This is a genomic window from Microbacterium barkeri, assembly GCF_027921765.1.
GTDB lineage: Bacteria > Actinomycetota > Actinomycetes > Actinomycetales > Microbacteriaceae > Microbacterium > Microbacterium barkeri.
The window spans coordinates 1-16,555 of the sequence record NZ_BSEJ01000021.1 but is presented as its reverse complement, the minus strand read 5'-3'; the positions used below and the strand labels follow the sequence as shown (position 1 = coordinate 16,555).

Annotated in this window: 18 protein-coding genes and 3 tRNA genes; 5 read left to right on the top strand and 16 right to left on the bottom strand. The window is 71.3% G+C overall.

Going from position 1 to position 16,555, the window contains the following annotated elements:
- Positions 1-2: 2 nt before the first annotated feature.
- From PKE79_RS15755 to tilS, 11 genes are all read right to left on the bottom strand, one after another.
- Positions 3-1,655, bottom strand: coding sequence for a PH domain-containing protein (locus PKE79_RS15755; RefSeq protein ID WP_271174656.1), 1,653 nt, complete (start codon positions 1,653-1,655; stop codon positions 3-5).
- A complete protein-coding gene (locus tag PKE79_RS15750; RefSeq protein ID WP_374727780.1) occupies positions 1,652-2,230 on the bottom strand; it encodes a PH domain-containing protein in 579 nt (192 codons plus the stop codon). The genes PKE79_RS15755 and PKE79_RS15750 overlap by 4 nt, the downstream gene beginning before the upstream one ends.
- A gap of 82 nt (positions 2,231-2,312) precedes the next feature.
- Positions 2,313-2,798 (bottom strand): DUF3180 domain-containing protein, encoded by a 486-nt coding sequence (locus PKE79_RS15745; RefSeq protein WP_271174655.1) that lies wholly within the window; start codon positions 2,796-2,798, stop codon positions 2,313-2,315.
- Positions 2,795-3,346, bottom strand: coding sequence for a 2-amino-4-hydroxy-6-hydroxymethyldihydropteridine diphosphokinase (gene folK, locus PKE79_RS15740; RefSeq protein WP_271174654.1), 552 nt, complete (start codon positions 3,344-3,346; stop codon positions 2,795-2,797). The genes PKE79_RS15745 and folK overlap by 4 nt, the downstream gene beginning before the upstream one ends.
- Positions 3,343-3,705 (bottom strand): dihydroneopterin aldolase, encoded by a 363-nt coding sequence (gene folB / locus PKE79_RS15735; RefSeq protein ID WP_374727764.1) that lies wholly within the window; start codon positions 3,703-3,705, stop codon positions 3,343-3,345. Before folB ends, folK begins: the two co-directional genes overlap by 4 nt.
- An 18-nt stretch (positions 3,706-3,723) precedes the next feature.
- Positions 3,724-4,515: a dihydropteroate synthase gene (folP, locus tag PKE79_RS15730; RefSeq protein ID WP_271174652.1), complete on the bottom strand. Its 792-nt coding sequence runs from the start codon at positions 4,513-4,515 to the stop codon at positions 3,724-3,726.
- A complete protein-coding gene (gene folE / locus PKE79_RS15725; protein ID WP_271174651.1) occupies positions 4,512-5,123 on the bottom strand; it encodes a GTP cyclohydrolase I in 612 nt (203 codons plus the stop codon). Before folE ends, folP begins: the two co-directional genes overlap by 4 nt.
- 11 nt (positions 5,124-5,134) lie before the next feature.
- A complete protein-coding gene (ftsH, locus tag PKE79_RS15720) occupies positions 5,135-7,138 on the bottom strand; it encodes an ATP-dependent zinc metalloprotease FtsH (RefSeq protein WP_271174650.1) in 2,004 nt (667 codons plus the stop codon).
- Between the two features lie 99 nt (positions 7,139-7,237).
- Complete coding sequence (gene hpt / locus PKE79_RS15715) at positions 7,238-7,789, bottom strand: hypoxanthine phosphoribosyltransferase (RefSeq protein WP_271174690.1); 552 nt, start codon at positions 7,787-7,789, stop codon at positions 7,238-7,240.
- Positions 7,790-7,799: 10 nt separating this feature from the next.
- Positions 7,800-8,996, bottom strand: a complete 1,197-nt coding sequence (locus tag PKE79_RS15710) for a hypothetical protein (RefSeq protein ID WP_271174649.1) — start codon at positions 8,994-8,996, stop codon at positions 7,800-7,802.
- Entirely contained in the window at positions 8,993-10,015 is a 1,023-nt protein-coding gene (tilS, locus tag PKE79_RS15705) for a tRNA lysidine(34) synthetase TilS (RefSeq protein ID WP_271174648.1), read from the bottom strand. Before tilS ends, PKE79_RS15710 begins: the two co-directional genes overlap by 4 nt.
- Before the next feature lie 119 nt (positions 10,016-10,134).
- On the opposite strand from tilS, the gene PKE79_RS15700 reads away from it, so the two are divergent.
- A complete protein-coding gene (locus PKE79_RS15700; protein WP_271174647.1) occupies positions 10,135-10,671 on the top strand; it encodes an inorganic diphosphatase in 537 nt (178 codons plus the stop codon).
- 64 nt (positions 10,672-10,735) lie between these two features.
- Here PKE79_RS15700 and PKE79_RS15695 read toward each other — a convergent pair whose 3' ends face one another.
- On the bottom strand, positions 10,736-12,241 hold the full coding sequence (locus PKE79_RS15695; RefSeq protein WP_271174646.1) for a M23 family metallopeptidase: 1,506 nt from the start codon (positions 12,239-12,241) through the stop codon (positions 10,736-10,738).
- A 209-nt stretch (positions 12,242-12,450) separates the two neighbouring features.
- Here PKE79_RS15695 and PKE79_RS15690 point away from each other — a divergent pair.
- The 3 genes from PKE79_RS15690 to PKE79_RS15680 all read left to right on the top strand — a co-directional run bounded on the left by PKE79_RS15690 (position 12,451) and on the right by PKE79_RS15680 (position 12,779).
- Positions 12,451-12,523: transfer RNA gene (locus tag PKE79_RS15690), tRNA-Glu, on the top strand.
- A 44-nt stretch (positions 12,524-12,567) separates the two neighbouring features.
- Positions 12,568-12,641: transfer RNA gene (locus PKE79_RS15685), tRNA-Asp, on the top strand.
- Positions 12,642-12,706: 65 nt separating this feature from the next.
- Positions 12,707-12,779, top strand: a tRNA-Phe gene (locus tag PKE79_RS15680).
- A 267-nt stretch (positions 12,780-13,046) separates the two neighbouring features.
- Here the strand turns inward: PKE79_RS15680 and PKE79_RS15675 are convergent.
- From PKE79_RS15675 to PKE79_RS15665, 3 genes are all read right to left on the bottom strand, one after another.
- Positions 13,047-13,493 (bottom strand): hypothetical protein, encoded by a 447-nt coding sequence (locus PKE79_RS15675; protein WP_271174645.1) that lies wholly within the window; start codon positions 13,491-13,493, stop codon positions 13,047-13,049.
- Between the two features lie 80 nt (positions 13,494-13,573).
- A complete protein-coding gene (locus PKE79_RS15670; protein ID WP_271174644.1) occupies positions 13,574-14,197 on the bottom strand; it encodes a metallophosphoesterase family protein in 624 nt (207 codons plus the stop codon).
- A 20-nt stretch (positions 14,198-14,217) separates the two neighbouring features.
- Positions 14,218-14,748, bottom strand: coding sequence for a GNAT family N-acetyltransferase (locus PKE79_RS15665; protein ID WP_271174643.1), 531 nt, complete (start codon positions 14,746-14,748; stop codon positions 14,218-14,220).
- Positions 14,749-14,880: 132 nt separating this feature from the next.
- On the opposite strand from PKE79_RS15665, the gene PKE79_RS15660 reads away from it, so the two are divergent.
- Positions 14,881-16,154, top strand: a protein-coding gene (locus PKE79_RS15660) for an IS3 family transposase (RefSeq protein WP_271174689.1) whose coding sequence is annotated in 2 segments (ribosomal slippage) — positions 14,881-15,151 and positions 15,151-16,154 — 1,275 coding nt in all. Because the reading frame shifts where the segments join, the coding sequence is not laid out codon by codon here.
- 24 nt (positions 16,155-16,178) lie between these two features.
- Here PKE79_RS15660 and PKE79_RS15655 read toward each other — a convergent pair.
- Positions 16,179-16,469 (bottom strand): HNH endonuclease signature motif containing protein, encoded by a 291-nt coding sequence (locus PKE79_RS15655; RefSeq protein ID WP_271174642.1) that lies wholly within the window; start codon positions 16,467-16,469, stop codon positions 16,179-16,181.
- Positions 16,470-16,555: the final 86 nt, after the last annotated feature.

Below are 16,555 nucleotides of genomic sequence, written 5' to 3'. Positions count from 1 at the left end.
CCCTACCTCTCGCCCCAGCGATGCGTGTGATCGCGCGATGCCGCCTCGACCGCCCCGCGGCTCGCGCGCTGCAGGAGCGCGATGGCGTCGTCGCGCTCGAGGCCGACGACCTGGCCGGAGATGGGCCCGGCGACCGTGTGCGCCTGCCCCCATGCGACGCGCTGCAGGCGGTCGACGGGGCCCTGCGCGATCGAGACGCCCTGGAGCCGCGCGAGGGGGAAGATCGCGAGCTTGCGCCAGACGCGCCCACGCCGCAGCAGGAGCCCGAAGTCGGTGATCGCGTATCCGTGGCGCCGCCACGAGACCGGGCGGCGCCACCAGGCGCGCGCGGGCATCGTGCGGTACGGGTCGCCCTCGATCGGGCCGAGGATGCCGTGCTCCCAGACGAGCGGGAGATCCTCGACCGGGGCGTCGGGGAGGATGAGCGCGAGCACGCGCTCGACGTCGGCGCGCTTGCCGACCGGCAGGACGACGTTGAACTGCTGCGCGCTGCCCGACTGCTGCTGCGCGGCGCTCTTGCCGGACATCCGGTTGATCTTGATGGTCCACCATCCGAACGGCCGCCACAGGAGCGACTGCGAGACCTCGACCGCGAAGATGCGGCCCGGAGGGAGCGTCTCGGTGACCGTGGTGAGCAGGCCGTAGGTGATGCGGACACCGTCGGGCGTCGGGGCGATCGCGTAGCGCAGCGACTTCGAGATCTGCGCCCACGTGATCGCGACCGCCGTGAGGACGAGCGGGATGCCGGTGCCGAGGCCCGCGCCGAGGAGCACGATGTGCCCCTCGCCGTCGGCCAGGGCGATCGGGAGCAGGAAGGCCATGACGACGGCGAACAGGAGGCCGAAGAACACCAGCCACAGCACGCCGCTGATCACCTGCGAGCCGATGAGGCGGCCCGTGGGGATCTTGACGACGCTCTCGGGCGCGACGTCGGAGAGGTCGACCCCCTCGATGAGGCCGCTCACGCCGTCGTTGAGGTGCCCGACGAGCTGTCCGCGCGCACTGGTGCGCGGCGCCGGCTGCCCGGTGCGCGCAGCCTCCCGCGCGGCCCGCGCTCCCGAGGCGAGGCGGAGGATGTCGGCGCGCACGGCCTCCGCGCGCGGGGTGGCGAGGTACTCGAGGGCGACGTTCGCGTCGGTGCCCGCGCCGACGACCTCGAGCTTGGCCATCCCGATGAGGCGCGCGGGGAACGGGCGCGTGAGGTTCACGCCCTGCACGCGGTCGAGCGGGGCCCGCCGGTGCGAGCGGAACACGATGCCCTTGCGCACCTCGACGTGCTCGTCGGTGATCCGGAACTGCTGGAACCTCCAGACGAGCCAGAACGCGAGGACGAGCACCGCGAGCACGCCCACAAGGGCGAGGAGCGCCACGAGGATGAGGTTGTTCGCGAGCACCCAGTCGAAGGGGGCCCCTCCCGCGTAGTCCTCGACGTGCGCCTCCTCGGGGGTGAAGAGGGAGACGACCCAGAAGATGATCCGGTCGCGCGCATTCCCGATCGCGATGCCCGCGACGATGAGCAGCACGAGCCCGCCCTTGAACAGGGGCGTGAGCGGGTGGAGCCGGTGCCAGGCGCCGTCGGCGAGCGACGACGAACCGCCGCCGGGCAGGACGGGCGCCTCGGCCGTCTCCGCCGCGCTGGGAGGCTGACCGGTCACAGCCCGGTCCTGCGGGTCTCGGCGACCTCGATGAGCGTGTCGCGCAGCGCCTCGGCCGCCGCCTGGCTGATCCCGGGGATCTCCACGCCCGTGGTCGCGGCGGCGGTCACCATCTTGAGCTTGGCGATGCCGAACGCGCGGTCCATGGGCCCGTGCGTGATGTCGACGAGCTGCATGCGGCCGTAGGGCACCGCGACCATCCGCTGCCACAGGATGCCCTTGCGGAACACGATGTCGTCGTCGCGCAGCATGTACCCGAGCGCGCGCGCCTGCCGCGGCAGCACGATCAGGGTCAGGAGCGTGACGACCGTGATCGCACCCGCGACGATCCACGCCCACATGCCCAGGCGCGCGACCTCGGCCACGACGAAAGCCGCGGCCCACACGATCGCGAGGAAGATCGCGTTCTGCACGAGCTGAGACACGACGTACTTGGGCGAGATCTGATGCCACGCCCCGTCGAGAGCGAGTCGGCCGGCGCCGCGGGGCTCGCGGATCGCGGTGAAGGTGCCGGCGTCGAGCACCTCGGGCTGTGCGGGTCCGGCGGGTGCCTCCGGCGCGGGTGCGGATGGCACGGCTGCGGCCGGTGCGGTTGCGGATGGCGCGGCTGCGGCCGCGCGCGCCTCGGCGCGCGTGAGCGGGGCCGGGGTCTGGGGGTCAGTCTGGTTCGAGTCCGGCTGGGGTGTCGTCGGGCTGTCGCTCATCTGGATCCTTCGGCAGCGTGCAGAAATGCTCTGCGAGCAGCGCCGCGCCCACGAGCAGTGCGCCCGCGATCGCGCTCGCGATGGTCGTCCCCAACGACCCTAGCGCGGGGGCCACAGGACGCGTCGCGCCGTACAGGAGGAGGCCGAGCGCCGCGCCCGTGACCGCGGCCCCCACGATGCTCGCCGACTTCGAGAGCATCGCGATCCGCAGTGCGCGGAACGGGTCGATGCGCGGTGCGTCGGGGTCGCGCACCGAGCGGCGCACGGGCCACGCGAGCGCGAGGCACAGGGCGCCCAGGAGCACGAGGAGCACGGGCAGCATGAGCGAGGGCGCGAAGGTCGAGCGCCCCGACGAGGTGAGGAGGTGGTCGAGCAGGAAGCCGCCGCCTCCGCCCAGCAGGGCGGCGACGAGGAGCGCGAGGAGGCTCGTCCGCCTCACGGCGCGGCTCCGCGGAGTCGCGCGAGGAGGGCGTCGACGCGTCCGGCACCAGGGAGCTCGGCGTCGGGGTCGACCTCGAGCCACGGGCCGAGCACGAAGTCGCGCTCGGCTGCCCGCGGGTGCGGGATGGTGAGCCGGGGGTCGTCGGAGACGACGTCGCCGTAGGCCACGAGGTCAAGGTCGAGGGTCCGGTCGCCCCAGCGCTCGCGGCGCACACGCCCGTGCCGCTCCTCGATCGCGTGCAGGAACCCGAGGAGCACGCTCGGCGCGAGGCGCGTCGTCACGAGGGCCACCGCGTTGAGGTACGCCGGCGCCTCGGCATCGGGGCCGTCCAGCGTGACGGCGACGGACTCGTGGGCGGAGGAGCAGACCACCCGATCCGTGAGCGGCAGCCGGTCGAGCTCGCGCACGGCGGCGGCGAGGGTTGCCGCGCGGTCGCCGAGGTTCGCGCCGAGCGCGACGACGGCGGTCACGGGCTCACGGCGGCGAGGCGCGGGCGGCGCCGCGAGGGGGCGCAGCGGCGGGTCGGGGCGGCGGCCGGCGGTCATGCGCGCTCCTGACGCAGGCGGTGCACCGTGACCGAGACATCCGAGAAGCGCGCGCGGATGGGCGCGTGCGGCTTGTGCACGGTGACGAGGACGCCGTGCACGCGCTCGTCCTCGAGCACCGCGTCGGCGATGCGGTGCGCGAGCGTCTCGATGAGATCGACCGGCTCGCCCTCGACGATCGCGACGACCTTCTCGGCGAGCTCGCCGTAGTGCACGGTGTCGGCGATGTCGTCGGTCTCGGCGGCACGGGCGGTGTCGACGTGCAGCCGCAGGTCGACGGTGAAGTCCTGCCCCTCCGCGCGCTCGGCCTCGTAGACGCCGTGGCGCCCGAACGCGGTGAGCCCGCGGAGCTCGATCATGTCGAATGGATTCATCCCTCAGCCCTTCCATTCCCGTGCGACCGCGAGCGCGTCGCGGGTCGCCGCCGCGTCGTGCACGCGCACGCCCCACGCACCGGCCTGCACGGCGAGCACGCTCGTGACCGCTGTCGCGAGATCCCGCCGCTCGAGGGTCGTCTCCTCGCCGAGCGCCGAGGCGAGGAACCGCTTGCGCGATGTCCCGACGAGCACCCGGTACCCGAGGCCGACGATCGCGTCGAGCTCCCGCAGGAGCGCCCAGTTCTGCTCGCCGCGCTTCGCGAACCCGATGCCCGGGTCGAGGATGACCCGCTCGCGCGCGACGCCCGCGGCGATCGCGGCCTCCGCGCGCGCCGAGAGCTCGTCGGCGACCTCGCGGCCGATGTGCGTGTAGGTCGCCTGCGCGTACATGTCGGATGACGGGCCGCGCCAGTGGCCGAGGGCGATGTCGACGCCCCGCTCGGCGACGACATCGAGGATCGCCGGATCGGCCAGGCCGCCCGAGACGTCGTTGACGATCGCGGCCCCTGCGTCGATCGCGGCCTCGGCGGTGGCGGCGCGGTAGGTGTCGACGCTCACGGTGGCGCCGTCGGCCGCGAGGGTGCGGATGACGGGCAGGATGCGCGCGATCTCGACCTCCGCGCCCACCGGCTCCGCGCCGGGACGGGTCGACTCGCCGCCGACGTCGAGCACGGTCGCGCCGCCCTCGCGCAGAAGCCGGCCGTGCGCGATCGCGTCGTCGGCCGCGTAGTGGGCGCCGCCATCCGAGAACGAGTCCGGCGTGACGTTGACGATGCCCCAGATGGAGGTCATGCGAGGTCCTCGTGGGCGATTCCGCCCCCGAGCGCGATGAGCGACACGATCTCGCCCCGCGCCGCGGGCTCGGCGAGCTCTCCGCGGGCCGCCACCGTCACCGTCGAGCTGTCGCTCTGACGGCCGCCGCGCATCGTCACGCACTGGTGGACGGCGTCGAGCACGACGACGACGCCGCGGGTGTCGAGCGAGCCCGCGATCGTGTCGGCGATCTGCTCGCCGAGCCGCTCCTGCACCTGCGGGCGCGCGGCGAGCACGTCGACGACCTTCGGCAGCGCGCCGAGGCCGACCACCTGCTCACCGGGGAGGTACGCGATATGGGCGTGCCCGATGAACGGCAGCAGATGGTGCTCGCAGACCGAGCGGAAGCGCACGCCCCGGAGCAGGACCGCGCCAGACGGGAGCGTGTCCGGCGCGGGGCCGCGGCTGACGCTGATGGTGTGCGCGAGGGGCTCGGCGGCGTCCTGGCCCACGCCCGCGAAGAACTCGGCGTACGCGTCGGCGACGCGCTGCGGGGTCTGCCGCAGACCCGCGCGATCGGGGTCCTCCCCGATCGCGACGAGCAGCTCGCGGGTGAGCGCCGCGACGCGCTCCCGATCGACGGTCACGCGTCGCGTCCTCAGGCCGTCGCGGGCCGCGCGTGACCGGACGCCGGCCGGGTCGCGGGCTGCGACGGCGAGCTCTCGGCCGTCGTCGACGCGGCGATCCCGTCGTGCTGGCGCTTGCGCGGGACATCGATGGGCGGCAGCGCCGACACCGGTCGATCGCTCGACGAGAGCCACTGGGGGCGCTCGGGCAGCTTCTTGATGTCCTTGAAGATCTCCTCGATCTGGACGTGATCGAGCGTCTCGTGCTCGAGGAGGGCCAGGGCGAGCTTGTCGAGGATGTCGCGGTTCGCGTTGAGCACCTCGTACGCCTCGTTGTGCGCGAGCTCGATGAGCGCGCGCACCTCCTCGTCGATGTGCTCGGCGATGCGCTCCGAGTAGTCGCGGCCGTGACCCATGTCGCGGCCCATGAAGACCTCGCCGCTGCCGCTGCCGAGCTTGACGGGGCCGACGGCGGTCGTCATGCCGTACTCCGTGACCATCTTGCGGGCGATGCTCGTCGCCTTCTCGATGTCGTTGGATGCGCCGGTCGTGGGGTCGTGGAAGACGATCTCCTCGGCGACGCGGCCGCCCATGGCGTACGCGAGCTGGTCCTGGAGCTCGTTGCGCGTCACGGAGTACTTGTCCTCGAGGGGCAGCACCATCGTGTAGCCGAGGGCCTTGCCGCGCGGCAGGATCGTGATCTTCGTGACGGGGTCGGAGTGGTTCATCGCCGCGGCGGCGAGAGCGTGGCCGCCCTCGTGGTACGCCGTGATGAGCTTCTCCTTGTCCTTCATGACGCGCGTGCGGCGCTGGGGGCCCGCGATGACGCGGTCGATCGCCTCGTCCATCGCGCGGTCGTCGATGAGCTGGGCGTTCGAGCGCGCCGTGAGGAGGGCCGCCTCGTTGAGCACGTTCGCGAGGTCGGCGCCCGTGAAGCCGGGCGTCTTGCGCGCGACGACCTCGAGGTCGACGTTGTCGGCGAGCGGCTTGCCGCGGCTGTGCACCTGGAGGATCCGCAGGCGGCCCTTGAGGTCGGGCGCGTCCACGCCGATCTGGCGGTCGAAGCGGCCGGGGCGCAGCAGGGCCGGGTCGAGGATGTCGGGGCGGTTCGTCGCCGCGATGACGATGACGTTGACCTTGGGGTCGAAGCCGTCCATCTCGACGAGCATCTGGTTGAGCGTCTGCTCGCGCTCGTCGTGGCCTCCGCCCATGCCGGCGCCGCGGTGCCGGCCGACGGCGTCGATCTCGTCGATGAAGATGATCGCCGGCGAGTTCTCCTTGGCCTGGTTGAAGAGGTCGCGCACGCGGCTCGCGCCGACGCCGACGAACATCTCGACGAAGTCCGAGCCCGAGATCGAGTAGAACGGCACGCCCGCCTCGCCCGCGACCGCGCGCGCGAGCAGCGTCTTGCCGGTGCCGGGAGGGCCGTACAGCAGCACGCCCTTCGGGATGCGCGCGCCCACCGCCTGGAAGCGCGCCGGGTCCTTGAGGAACTCCTTGATCTCCTGGAGCTCCTCGATGGCCTCGTCGGCGCCCGCGACGTCGCCGAACGTGACGTCGGGGTGCTCCTTGCTCATGAGCTTCGCGCGCGACTTGCCGAACTGCATGACGCCGCGACCGCCGCCCTGGGCGCTCGACATGAGGAACCAGAAGAGCAGGCCGAGCAGGAGGATCGGGATGGCCAGCGACAGCAGGCTGTCCCAGATCGTCGCGCGCGGCACGGCGTCGTCGTAGCCGTCGGCGGGAGCCGCCGCCTCGACCGCGTCGACGACCTCCTCGGCACGCGCCGAGACGTAGTAGAACTGCACGTCCGTGGCGCCCTCGTAGGCCTTCGTGAGGGTCATGTCGACGCGCTGGTCGCCATCCGTGATGAGCACCTTGCTGACGGTGTCGCCGTCCAGCAGCTCGAGCCCCTCCTGCGTGGACACCTGGCGCGGGGCGCCCAGGTTGGACACGAGCGAGAACCCGACGATCAGCAGCACGCCGACCAGCAGGATGTAGATCAGCGGGTTGCGAGTGAGCTTCTTGACGTCCATACCTGGGGTGACTTCCTCCCGTCGACGCGACGAGCGCGTAGTCGTCTCAGGCTACCCCGGCGCGTCTATGCGCCGACTGGGATTCGCCCACGGCGTACGTCAGGCGTAGACGTGCGGCGCGAGCACGGCGACGTCGCGCAGGTTGCGGTAGTGCTCGGCGTAGTCGAGGCCGTAGCCGACCACGAACTCGTTGGGGATGTCGAACCCGAGGTAGCGGCAGTCGATCTCGACCTTGGCCGCGTCGGGCTTGCGCAGGAGCGCGAGCACCTCGATCGACTCGGCGCCGCGCGAGGCGAAGTTGCTGAGCAGCCAGCTGAGGGTGAGGCCGGAGTCGATGATGTCCTCGACGATGAGCACGTGGTAGCCCTCGAGGTCGGTGTCGAGGTCCTTCCGGATCTGCACGACGCCGCTCGACTTCGTGCTCGTGCCGTAGCTCGACACCGCCATCCAGTCCATGACGACCTCGCGCGTGAGGCAGCGCATGAAGTCGGCCATCACCATGACGGCACCCTTGAGCACGCCGACGAGGAGGAGCTTCTTGCCCTCGTAGTCCTTCTCGACCTGCGCGGCGAGCTCGCGGAGCTTGGCCTGGATCTCCTCCTCGGTCACGAGAACGCGGTCGAGGTCACCGGAGATGTCGGCAGCACGCATGGAGGCCATCCTACGACTCCTCCGCTGCGACCCCGACGTCGTATTGCGGGAGCGCGCGGTGGATCGCGGCCCTGCGCGCACGCGTCTCGACGACCCCGGCGATGCCCACCGCGAGCCCGGCGGCGATGAGCGCCCAGCCGGGGGCGAGGAGCGGCTGGAAGGCCGCGAGCGCCGCGATGTCGTCGTCGCCCGCCGAGTCGTTCGCGAGCACGGTCCACGGGGTCGCGCCGAGGATGACGAGCAGGAAGCCGGTCACGGTGAGGCCCGACGCGAGGTGCGAGAGCGCGCCGGCTCCGGTCAGCTGCGCGTCGACGTCCGCGGATGGCGAGAGGGCGTCCTCGCGCGCGGCCCGGAGCGTCCGCCGCTCGAGGACCGCGGTGCGGACGAGGAACGGGACCGTCGAGAGCAGCAGGAGGGCGATCGGGATGAGGATCAGCACCCCGCCGACGCTCACCAGCGCATCGATGACGCCCTCGATCGGGCCGCCGCCGTAGTCGACGGGGTCGCAGTCGCGGCACGGCTGACGCAGCAGGACGCCGGCGAAGAACACGTAGGCGCCGAGCTGCAGCGCGAAGCCCGCTGCGGCCCACCGCCCTTCGCGCCGCTTCGCGCCTGCGGGCCGCGGATGGGCCATCCGCGCGCCGCCGCCGGGCCCCGGCAGGCGCTTCGCCCGCGCTTCCCAGCGCCGGCCGAGCCAGCCGCGCAGCGCGAAGAGCCCGACCGCGGCGAGGGTGATCCCCACTCCGGCGAGCAGGGCGATGCCGTCGTAGTCGAAGCCCGAGACGAGGTCGACGAGCGCCGTGACGGGGCCGAGGACGACGGCGAACCAGGCGAGCACCATGATGCCGCCGTACGGATCCTCGCGGAGGCGCCGCGCCTCGACGACCGGCACGCGCGGCGCGGTCGGCTGTGCGTGCCGGCGCTCGGCCGCGCGCAGCCGCATCCTCCGCTCGGCGATGCCGCGGAGCAGCTCGACGAGGAGCGCGGCGCCCGTGACGACGAGGACGCCGCCCATGAGCGCGCGGAGCATCGCGTCGAACACCGACGGGAGGGAGTACGCCTCCTCGCCGATGATGCCCGTGACGAGCACGACGACGAAGACGATCCCCGAGGCGACGAAGGCCCCGCCCGTCGTCCGCGCGAGGCCTGCCGCGAACGCGAGCGCCGGCCCGACCGGGAGCGGCTCGGTGTCGCGCGGTCCGCTCACCCCGCGCTCCCCTGCTCCTCGCTCCCCTGCTCCGTGCTGCGGGCCGTGAACGCGATGAGCGCTCCGCGCCGGTCGGCGACGAAGCCCGGGAGGTCGATCGGCCCCTGGCCCTGCCAGTCGGAGACGAGCCGCGCGACCTCGAGGGTCTGCGTGCGCGTGAGGCTCGCGCCGAACTCGCTCTGCGCGACATGGCGGATGATCCGGTGCCGGAGCGCGGGCGGGTTGGCGGCGAGCGCGGACACCGAGATCGCGATGCCCGCTTCGATGTGCTCGACGATGTCCTCGATCGTCTCGTCGATCATCTCGGCGAAGGCCTCGTTGTCCTCCCGCAGCTGCTCGGCCGTCCGGGCGAGCGCGAGCGCGACGCCGGGGCCCAGCTCGGCCTCGAGCACGGGGAGGACCGCGCGCCGCACCCGCACGCGGGAGAAGCGCGCGTCGGCGTTGTGCGGATCGTGCCACGGCTCGAGCCCCGAGGCCTCGCAGAAGCCGTGGGTCTGCTCGCGTCGGATGGCCAGGAGCGGGCGGATCCAGGCCAGTCCGCGCTCGTCGCGGCGCGGCGCCATGCCCGCGAGGCTCCCGGCGCCCGCGCCGCGCGCGAGCCCGAGGAGGACGGTCTCGGCCTGGTCGTCGAGGGTGTGGCCGAGGAGCACGGCGACGGCGCCGGTCTCCGCCGCAGCCTCGCGCAGGGCCGCGTAGCGCGCCGTGCGGGCCGCGGCCTCGGGCCCGCCCTCCGCGACCACCTCGACGCGCACGATCCGGGCATCCGCCACCCCGGCCATCCGCGCCTGCTCGGCGGCTCGCGCGGCGACCTCCGCCGACCCGTCCTGCAGCCCGTGATCGACCGTGACGCTCGCGACGCGGAGGCCGAGCCGCGGGGCCTCGAAGGCGGCCGCCGCTGCGAGCGCGAGCGAGTCGGCGCCGCCGGACAGGGCGACGAGGACGGTCGCGGCCGACCCCTCCAGCGGAGCGAGCGCGGTGCGCACGGCGAGGCGGACGGCGGCGATGGCGGGATCGAGCACGCGTCAACGGTAGTCCGCCCGCGGCGGATCGCCCTCCTCGCGCACCCCGCTTCGTCGCGGCTCGCGGGCGCGGCTACGCTTGCTGACGTCAGATTTCCTTACGAGAGGACACCACTCGCATGGGCGCGTACGACGCAGTCATCGAGATCCCGCGCGGCAGCCGCGTGAAGTACGAGGTCGACCACGGCACGGGGCGCGTGTACCTCGACCGCGTGCTCTACACGACCTTCGGCTACCCGACCGACTACGGGTTCTTCGACAACACCCTCGGCGAGGACGGCGACCCGCTCGACGTGCTCGTGCTGCTCGACCACGCGATCTACCCGGGCGTGAGCGCCAAGGTCCGCCCCGTGGCCGTGCTCAAGATGAGCGACGAGGCCGGTGGCGACGACAAGGTCGTGGCCGTGCTCGCGAAGGACCCGCGCTGGGACCACATCCAGGACGTCGACGACCTCCCGGAGTACACCCGCAAGGAGATCGAGCACTTCTTCGAGCACTACAAGGACCTCGAGCCCAACAAGTGGGTCAAGGTCGACGAGTGGGCGAACGCCGCCGAGGCCGAGCGCCTCGTCAAGGAGGCGTTCGAGCGCTTCGAGGAGCACGAGGGCCAGACGCGCACGCAGGGCGAGGGCGAGCTGCCCGACTCCCGCTCCTGATCCCGCGCTGCGGATACGCGAAGGGGGCCTGCCGGCCGGCAGGCGCCCTTCGCGTGTCCGGCGGTCAGACCCAGATGCCGCGCGCCGCCATGAAGTCGATCGGGTTCACCGTCGCGCCGTTGACGTAGACCTCGAAGTGGAGGTGGCAGCCGAACGAGTTGCCCGTGTTGCCCTCGAGCGCGATGAGCTGGCCGGCCTCGACCCACTGTCCGTAGCCGACGAGGACGCCGCCGTCGACGATGTGGGCGTAGCCCGTGCCCGTGCCGTCGCCGTTGTCGATATGGATGTAGTTGCCGTAGCCGCCGTTGTAGCCGGCGTAGACGACCGTGCCCGAGTGCGCCGCGTAGATGCCCGCACCGCAGCCGGCGGCGAGGTCGACCCCCGCGTGGAAGGACGACGAGCAGTAGCTCGAGCCGCAGATCTGGTAGCGCGGGCCGTAGCCCGACGTGCGCGTGCCGTTGTTGGGGCGCACCCATCCGCCCGTTCCGGGCTGGGTCGTGCCGCCCCCGCCGCCATTGTCGGCGGGTGCCTGCTGGCCGCCGCCTCCACCACCGCCGCCGCCGCCACCGCCGCTGTTCTGCTGCTGTTGCTGCTGCTGCTGCTCGAGCTGGCGCTGCTGCTCGAGCTGCTGCTGGCGGAGGAGCTCGCGCTGCCGCTCGGCCTCCTTGCGGGCGCGCTCCTCGGCCTCGCGGCGGAGCTGCTCCTCGTACTTCCGCTTGGCCTCGACGCCCTCCTGGTACTCCTGGACGGTCTTGCTCGTCGTGTCCTTGAGGGCCGCGAGTTGCGCCTCGAGGGTGATGAGGTTCTCCTCCTGGTCGGCGAGCGCGGCCTCGGCGGCCTGCTGCGCCTCCTGGGCGGCGACCATCTTCTCCTCGGCGATCTTCTGCAGGCGGTCGCGCTCGGCGCGGGCCACCTCGGCCTGATCGCTCAGGGACTGCGCGGAGTCGCGTGCCGACGCGGCCTCGGCGTAGACGGACTCGTTGCGCTCGATGAGCTTGTCCATCTGGCCGAGCTGCGTGAGGAGCTGGTCGGCGTTCTCGGCCGAGCCGGCGAAGAGGAGCTCGAGCGAGGTGTCGTCTCCGCCCGAGCGCGAGAGCTGCGCGGCGAGGCGGGCCGCGGTCAGCGCGGCGGCATCAGCCTTCTCGGCCTGCTCGTCAGCCTGCTTCTGGAGCTCGTCGGCGCGGTAGGCCGCCTCGTAGAAGGCCTGCTGTGCGGCGTAGTAGGCGTCGGCCGCGGCCTTTGCGGCCGCCTGGGTCTCGGCGACGCGCTGCTTGAGACCGGCGATGAGGCCCTCGATGCGCTGCACCTCGGCCGCCTTGGCGGCCTCGTTGTTGCGGGCTGCCTCGACGTCCTCCCACGAGGGGTAGTCGTCGGGGTTGTACGACGCGGCGAACGCGCCGGAGACACCGGGGCCGAAGGGGCTCGTGGCGGTCGCCGCGCCGATGGCGGCGACGCCGAGCGCGCCCATCACGAGGGCGTTGCGCCGCGAGATGGGGTTCCAGAGAATGCGTCGCTCAGCGGCGGTGGGCGCACAGCCGCACTCTTCCGCGAGATTCTTCTCGGCTTCCATCACACCCTTCTCCAGCCAATCACATCCGCAACAGTAGCAACATCGTTCACTTCTGGCACTATGAAAGATCCGCTTCGGGGCGCGGAACAGAGCCATCCTCACCCGGATCGGCGGCGCGGCACGCCCGGCGCGCGGGCGCGGTTTGGATTTTCGGAGAGCGTCTGCGTATGCTTGATCGTCGGCAAGCGTGAGCCCCGGGTTCACACCGCGGCCCCATCGTTTAGCGGCCTAGGACGCCGCCCTTTCACGGCGGTAGCACGGGTTCGAATCCCGTTGGGGTCACTCAAGCTGATACAATTGAAAATCGTGTGCGAAAGCACATTCATGGCCCTGTAGCGCAGTTGGTTAGCGTGCCGCCCTGTCACGGCGGAGGTCGCGGGTTCAAGTCCCGTCAGGGTCGCTCCAAGCGACGGGCCTTCTTTCGAGAAGGCCTTTCGTCTAGGAAGCGGCAGTTATCTGCAGCTCGGCTCTGTAGCTCAGTTGGTAGAGCGCACGACTGAAAATCGTGAGGTCACGGGATCGACGCCCGTCGGAGCCACAAGGGTGATCGTTACAATCACCCCAGAAACCCTCGCGTAGCTTCTACATCGCGGGGGTTTTGCTTTGCCCTGGTGAGGGCGGGTTCCGCCCCGGGCGTTGAGGGCCAGTTCCTCCCCCGGTCGTTGAGGGCGGGCTCCTCCCCGGTCGTTGAGGGCGGGCTCCTCCCCGGTCGTTGAGGGCGGGTTCCACCTCCGGACGTTGAGGGCCAGTTCCTCCCCCGGTCGTTGAGCGAGCGGAGCGAGACGAAACGCGCTGCTCCGGCCGGTCACGATCCCTCGCTACCCCTCGGCTTGACCGCGAGCCGGGAAACGAGGGTGGACCGCAGCGCATAGCGTTCGCCGTCACGTGTCTCGGCGACCTCGGTGGGCTTCCGCTCCGTCTTGATGACGTCATAACCGCCAAAGACCTCGCGAAGCAGACGGTCAGCGTCTCGGCTCGAGATCTCGCTCTCCAGGAGGGCGGGTCTGCGGCGGCCGTCTTCGGTGACCTCAAAACGGTCCGCGACGATCGCGATCGCGGCCACGCCACCTGGCCGGAGTGCGGCCTCGATGCGGTTCAGGAGAGAACGGACTGCGCCGAGATCGTAGGCGATGACCGGTCCGCGACACGGTAGATGAGCAAGGGCATCAGCGAGAAGGCGGTGCGGCCTGGCCAGCCACGATCCGGGCTCTCCGAGTGCCTTCGATGTATAGAGCTCCTCGTGATAGCGCACGGTCTCGTCGCGCCGCGTCGTACCGCTTGTGTGCGCCGGTCATCCGATGATTCAAGCGCACCCGGCGTGCGACGCGTCTCTCACAGGCGCTCGAGCGAGTCCAGCCACGCGTCGACGACGGAGAACGGGATGGGCGCGAAGCCGAAGGCATCGACCCCGACATGGAACTGGCGGCCATCCGCGCCGCGATCGCGAGCGTGAGTGTGGCCATGGATCAGGGGCAGCCCCTCGTCCACCGGGCGGTGCCTCCCATGGCGCTCGGTCTCCGTCGAGTCGCCGCGATACGGATAATGCGATGCGAGCAGCGGCCGTCCATGACGTTCCCCGATCAGCAGCTCTGGAAGCACCGTCCAGCCCGCGTCCTCGTAGATCGGCCGGAAGCGCTCGATCGCCCGCTTCGTCTGCGTCGCCGATGAGACGCGGTCGTGGTTGCCCGGCACGAGCCAACGGCGTCCGTGCAACCTGCGCGTGAGTTCGAGGCTCTGCTCGATCGGGCCGAGCGCGACATCCCCGAGGTGCAGCACAACCGCGTTCGGAGCGACGGCGTCATTCCACCGCCGGACGAGCTCTGCATCCATCGTCTCGACCGCGTCGAAGGGCCGCCCTGCCAGCTCGCTGATGCGAGCGTGCCCGAAATGCGTGTCCGAGGTCACGAAATCGACCACGTCGAAGTCGAAGCCGCCATCGGGGGCGAAGAAGGTCACCGAAACCCGCCTACTCCGCCTTACAGCTCGATCCAGTACCGGCGCAGCAGCGGATGGCCGTGCGCCGACTGATCCGAGACATCCTCGAGCACTCCCCCGGCGCCCTCGATCGTCCGCGCGGAGCCCACGTTGTCGTCATCGCACGTGAGCATCACCCGATCGAGGCCGATCTCGCGCGCACGCTCGAGCGCGAGAGCGAGCCCCCGCGACGCGTAGCCACGCCGTCGGCGGGAGGGGCGGACCGAATAGCCGATGTGCCCGCCGACCCGGCGCAGGTAGTCGTTCAGAGCATGCCGGAACGACACGAAGCCCACGACCTCGCCCTCGTCGACGATCCAGTAGAGGTCGTTGTGCACGAGACCGCCCGGGAGGACGCGCGAGGTGTCCGCGATCTCCGCGGCCTTGGCGACGAGCTTCTCGCACGTCGCCCGGTCTCCCGACGTCGGCGGCGTCAGCCCCGACCCATCCACATGCACGCCGCCGAACTCGTCGATCGCGGCCGACCAGCTGTCGAACAGCTCCAGCGTGGGTCGCATGAGGGTGATCGCCATCCGCCCAGCACAGCAGATCCGGGCTACCCACGCAAAGGCGCGCGTGGCGGATGGTGGGGGCTGGGTGTCTCAGAATGAACCGTCCCCGGTTTGATGCCGCTTCCTTTCGAGTCTGGAAGGAAGATGATGATCATGCCGAAGAGGATTCCGGAGGAGACGAAGCAGCGCGCTATCCGGCTCGTGCTCGATCACCTCGATGAGTACCCGAACCTCACGACCGCGTGTGAGACGGTGTCGAAGCGGCTCGGTTTCGGCGCTGAGAGCTTGCGCCGGTGGGTGCGGCAGGCGCAGGTCGACGCCGGCGACCGGCAGGGGGTCAGCACGACCGAGTCGGAGCGGATCCGCAAGCTCGAGCGCGAGAACCGCGAGCTGCGTGAGGCCAACGCGATCCTGCGGGACGCGGCGGTTTTCTTCGCCGGGGAGCTCGACCCCCGAAAGCGCTGATCGTCTCGTTCATCGACGAGCAGCGCGCCAAGGGCTGCGCGGTCGAGTCGATCTGCGATGTCCTGCGGGAGCAGGGCGTGCAGGTCGCCGCGCGAACCTATCGGTCCTGGAAGACTGCCCAGCCCAGCAACCGCGATCTGGAGGACGCGGCGGTGATCGACGCGATCCTCGCCGCTCGCGTCGACGAGAACGGGAAGGCGACGCCGGAGTCGATGTATGGCCGGCGGAAGATGACCGCGCTCCTGCGGCGACGCGGTCTGGCCGTGTCGAAGCGGCGCGTGGACCGGCTGATGCGGCAACTCGGCATAGGCGGGCTCGTGCGAGGCAAGCGCGTGCGGACGACGATCCCAGATCGGAACGCGCAGCGCGCGCCGGACCTGCTGGAGCGGGACTTCTCCGCCGAGGCACCCAATCGGCGTTGGGTCGCGGACTTCACGTATGTGCGCACCTGGGCCGGGTTCGTCTACGTGGCCTTCGTGATCGACTGCTTCTCCCGGACGATCGTGGGCTGGTATGCCAGCACGAGCAAGACGACCCCGCTGGTGACCACCGCGCTGCGGATGGGTCTCTGGCGGCGCGACCGTGCCGGTCACCCCGCCGGTGACGGGCTCGTGCACCACTCCGACGCCGGCAGCCAGTTCACCTCGATCAGCTTCGCCGAGACCCTCGCCCTCGAGGGCATAGCCGCGTCCATCGGGTCGATCGGCGACGCCTACGACAACGCCCTCGCCGAGTCGACGATCGGGCTGTTCAAGAACGAAGCCATCCGCGACGACTCCCCATTCCGCAACGGGCCGCTGCGGACCGTCGACGACGTGGAATGGGTCACCGCCGAATGGGTCGACTGGTACAACCATCGACGCCTGCACTCCACGCTCGGGGACGTCCCTCCCGAGGAGTTCGAAGCCGTCCACTACGCTGACCTCGAAACGCCATCCCACCCGGTGCTGGCACCCGCATAGGAGCGGCAGAGAACCGGGGACGGTTCAGAAGGGTGGGGGTTCGGGTGGGGGCTGGGGGTCGTGGATGGCGTGGTGTCGTCTTCGGGGTTCGGGCTCGGTGACGTACACGTGCCCGAGCGGGCTGGTCCACTCGATGCCGCCGTCCTCGAGCGCCCGCGGAGACCACCTCGTGTGGTGCCGCAGGTAGTGGTGCGGCCGGCACAGGGCCTCGAGGTTCTCCGCGCTCGTCGGCCCGCCGCGGGAGTACTCCCGGACATGGTCCTTCTCGCACCCCGGGGCCGGGCGCGAGCAGCCCGGGAACCGGGAGCGTGTCAAATGGTGTGTGTAAGGGGTGCTGGTTCTCCTTACGAAAGGAAGCACGCACTTGGCGATCGACAAGGTGGCGCGGGAAGCGCGTCGGA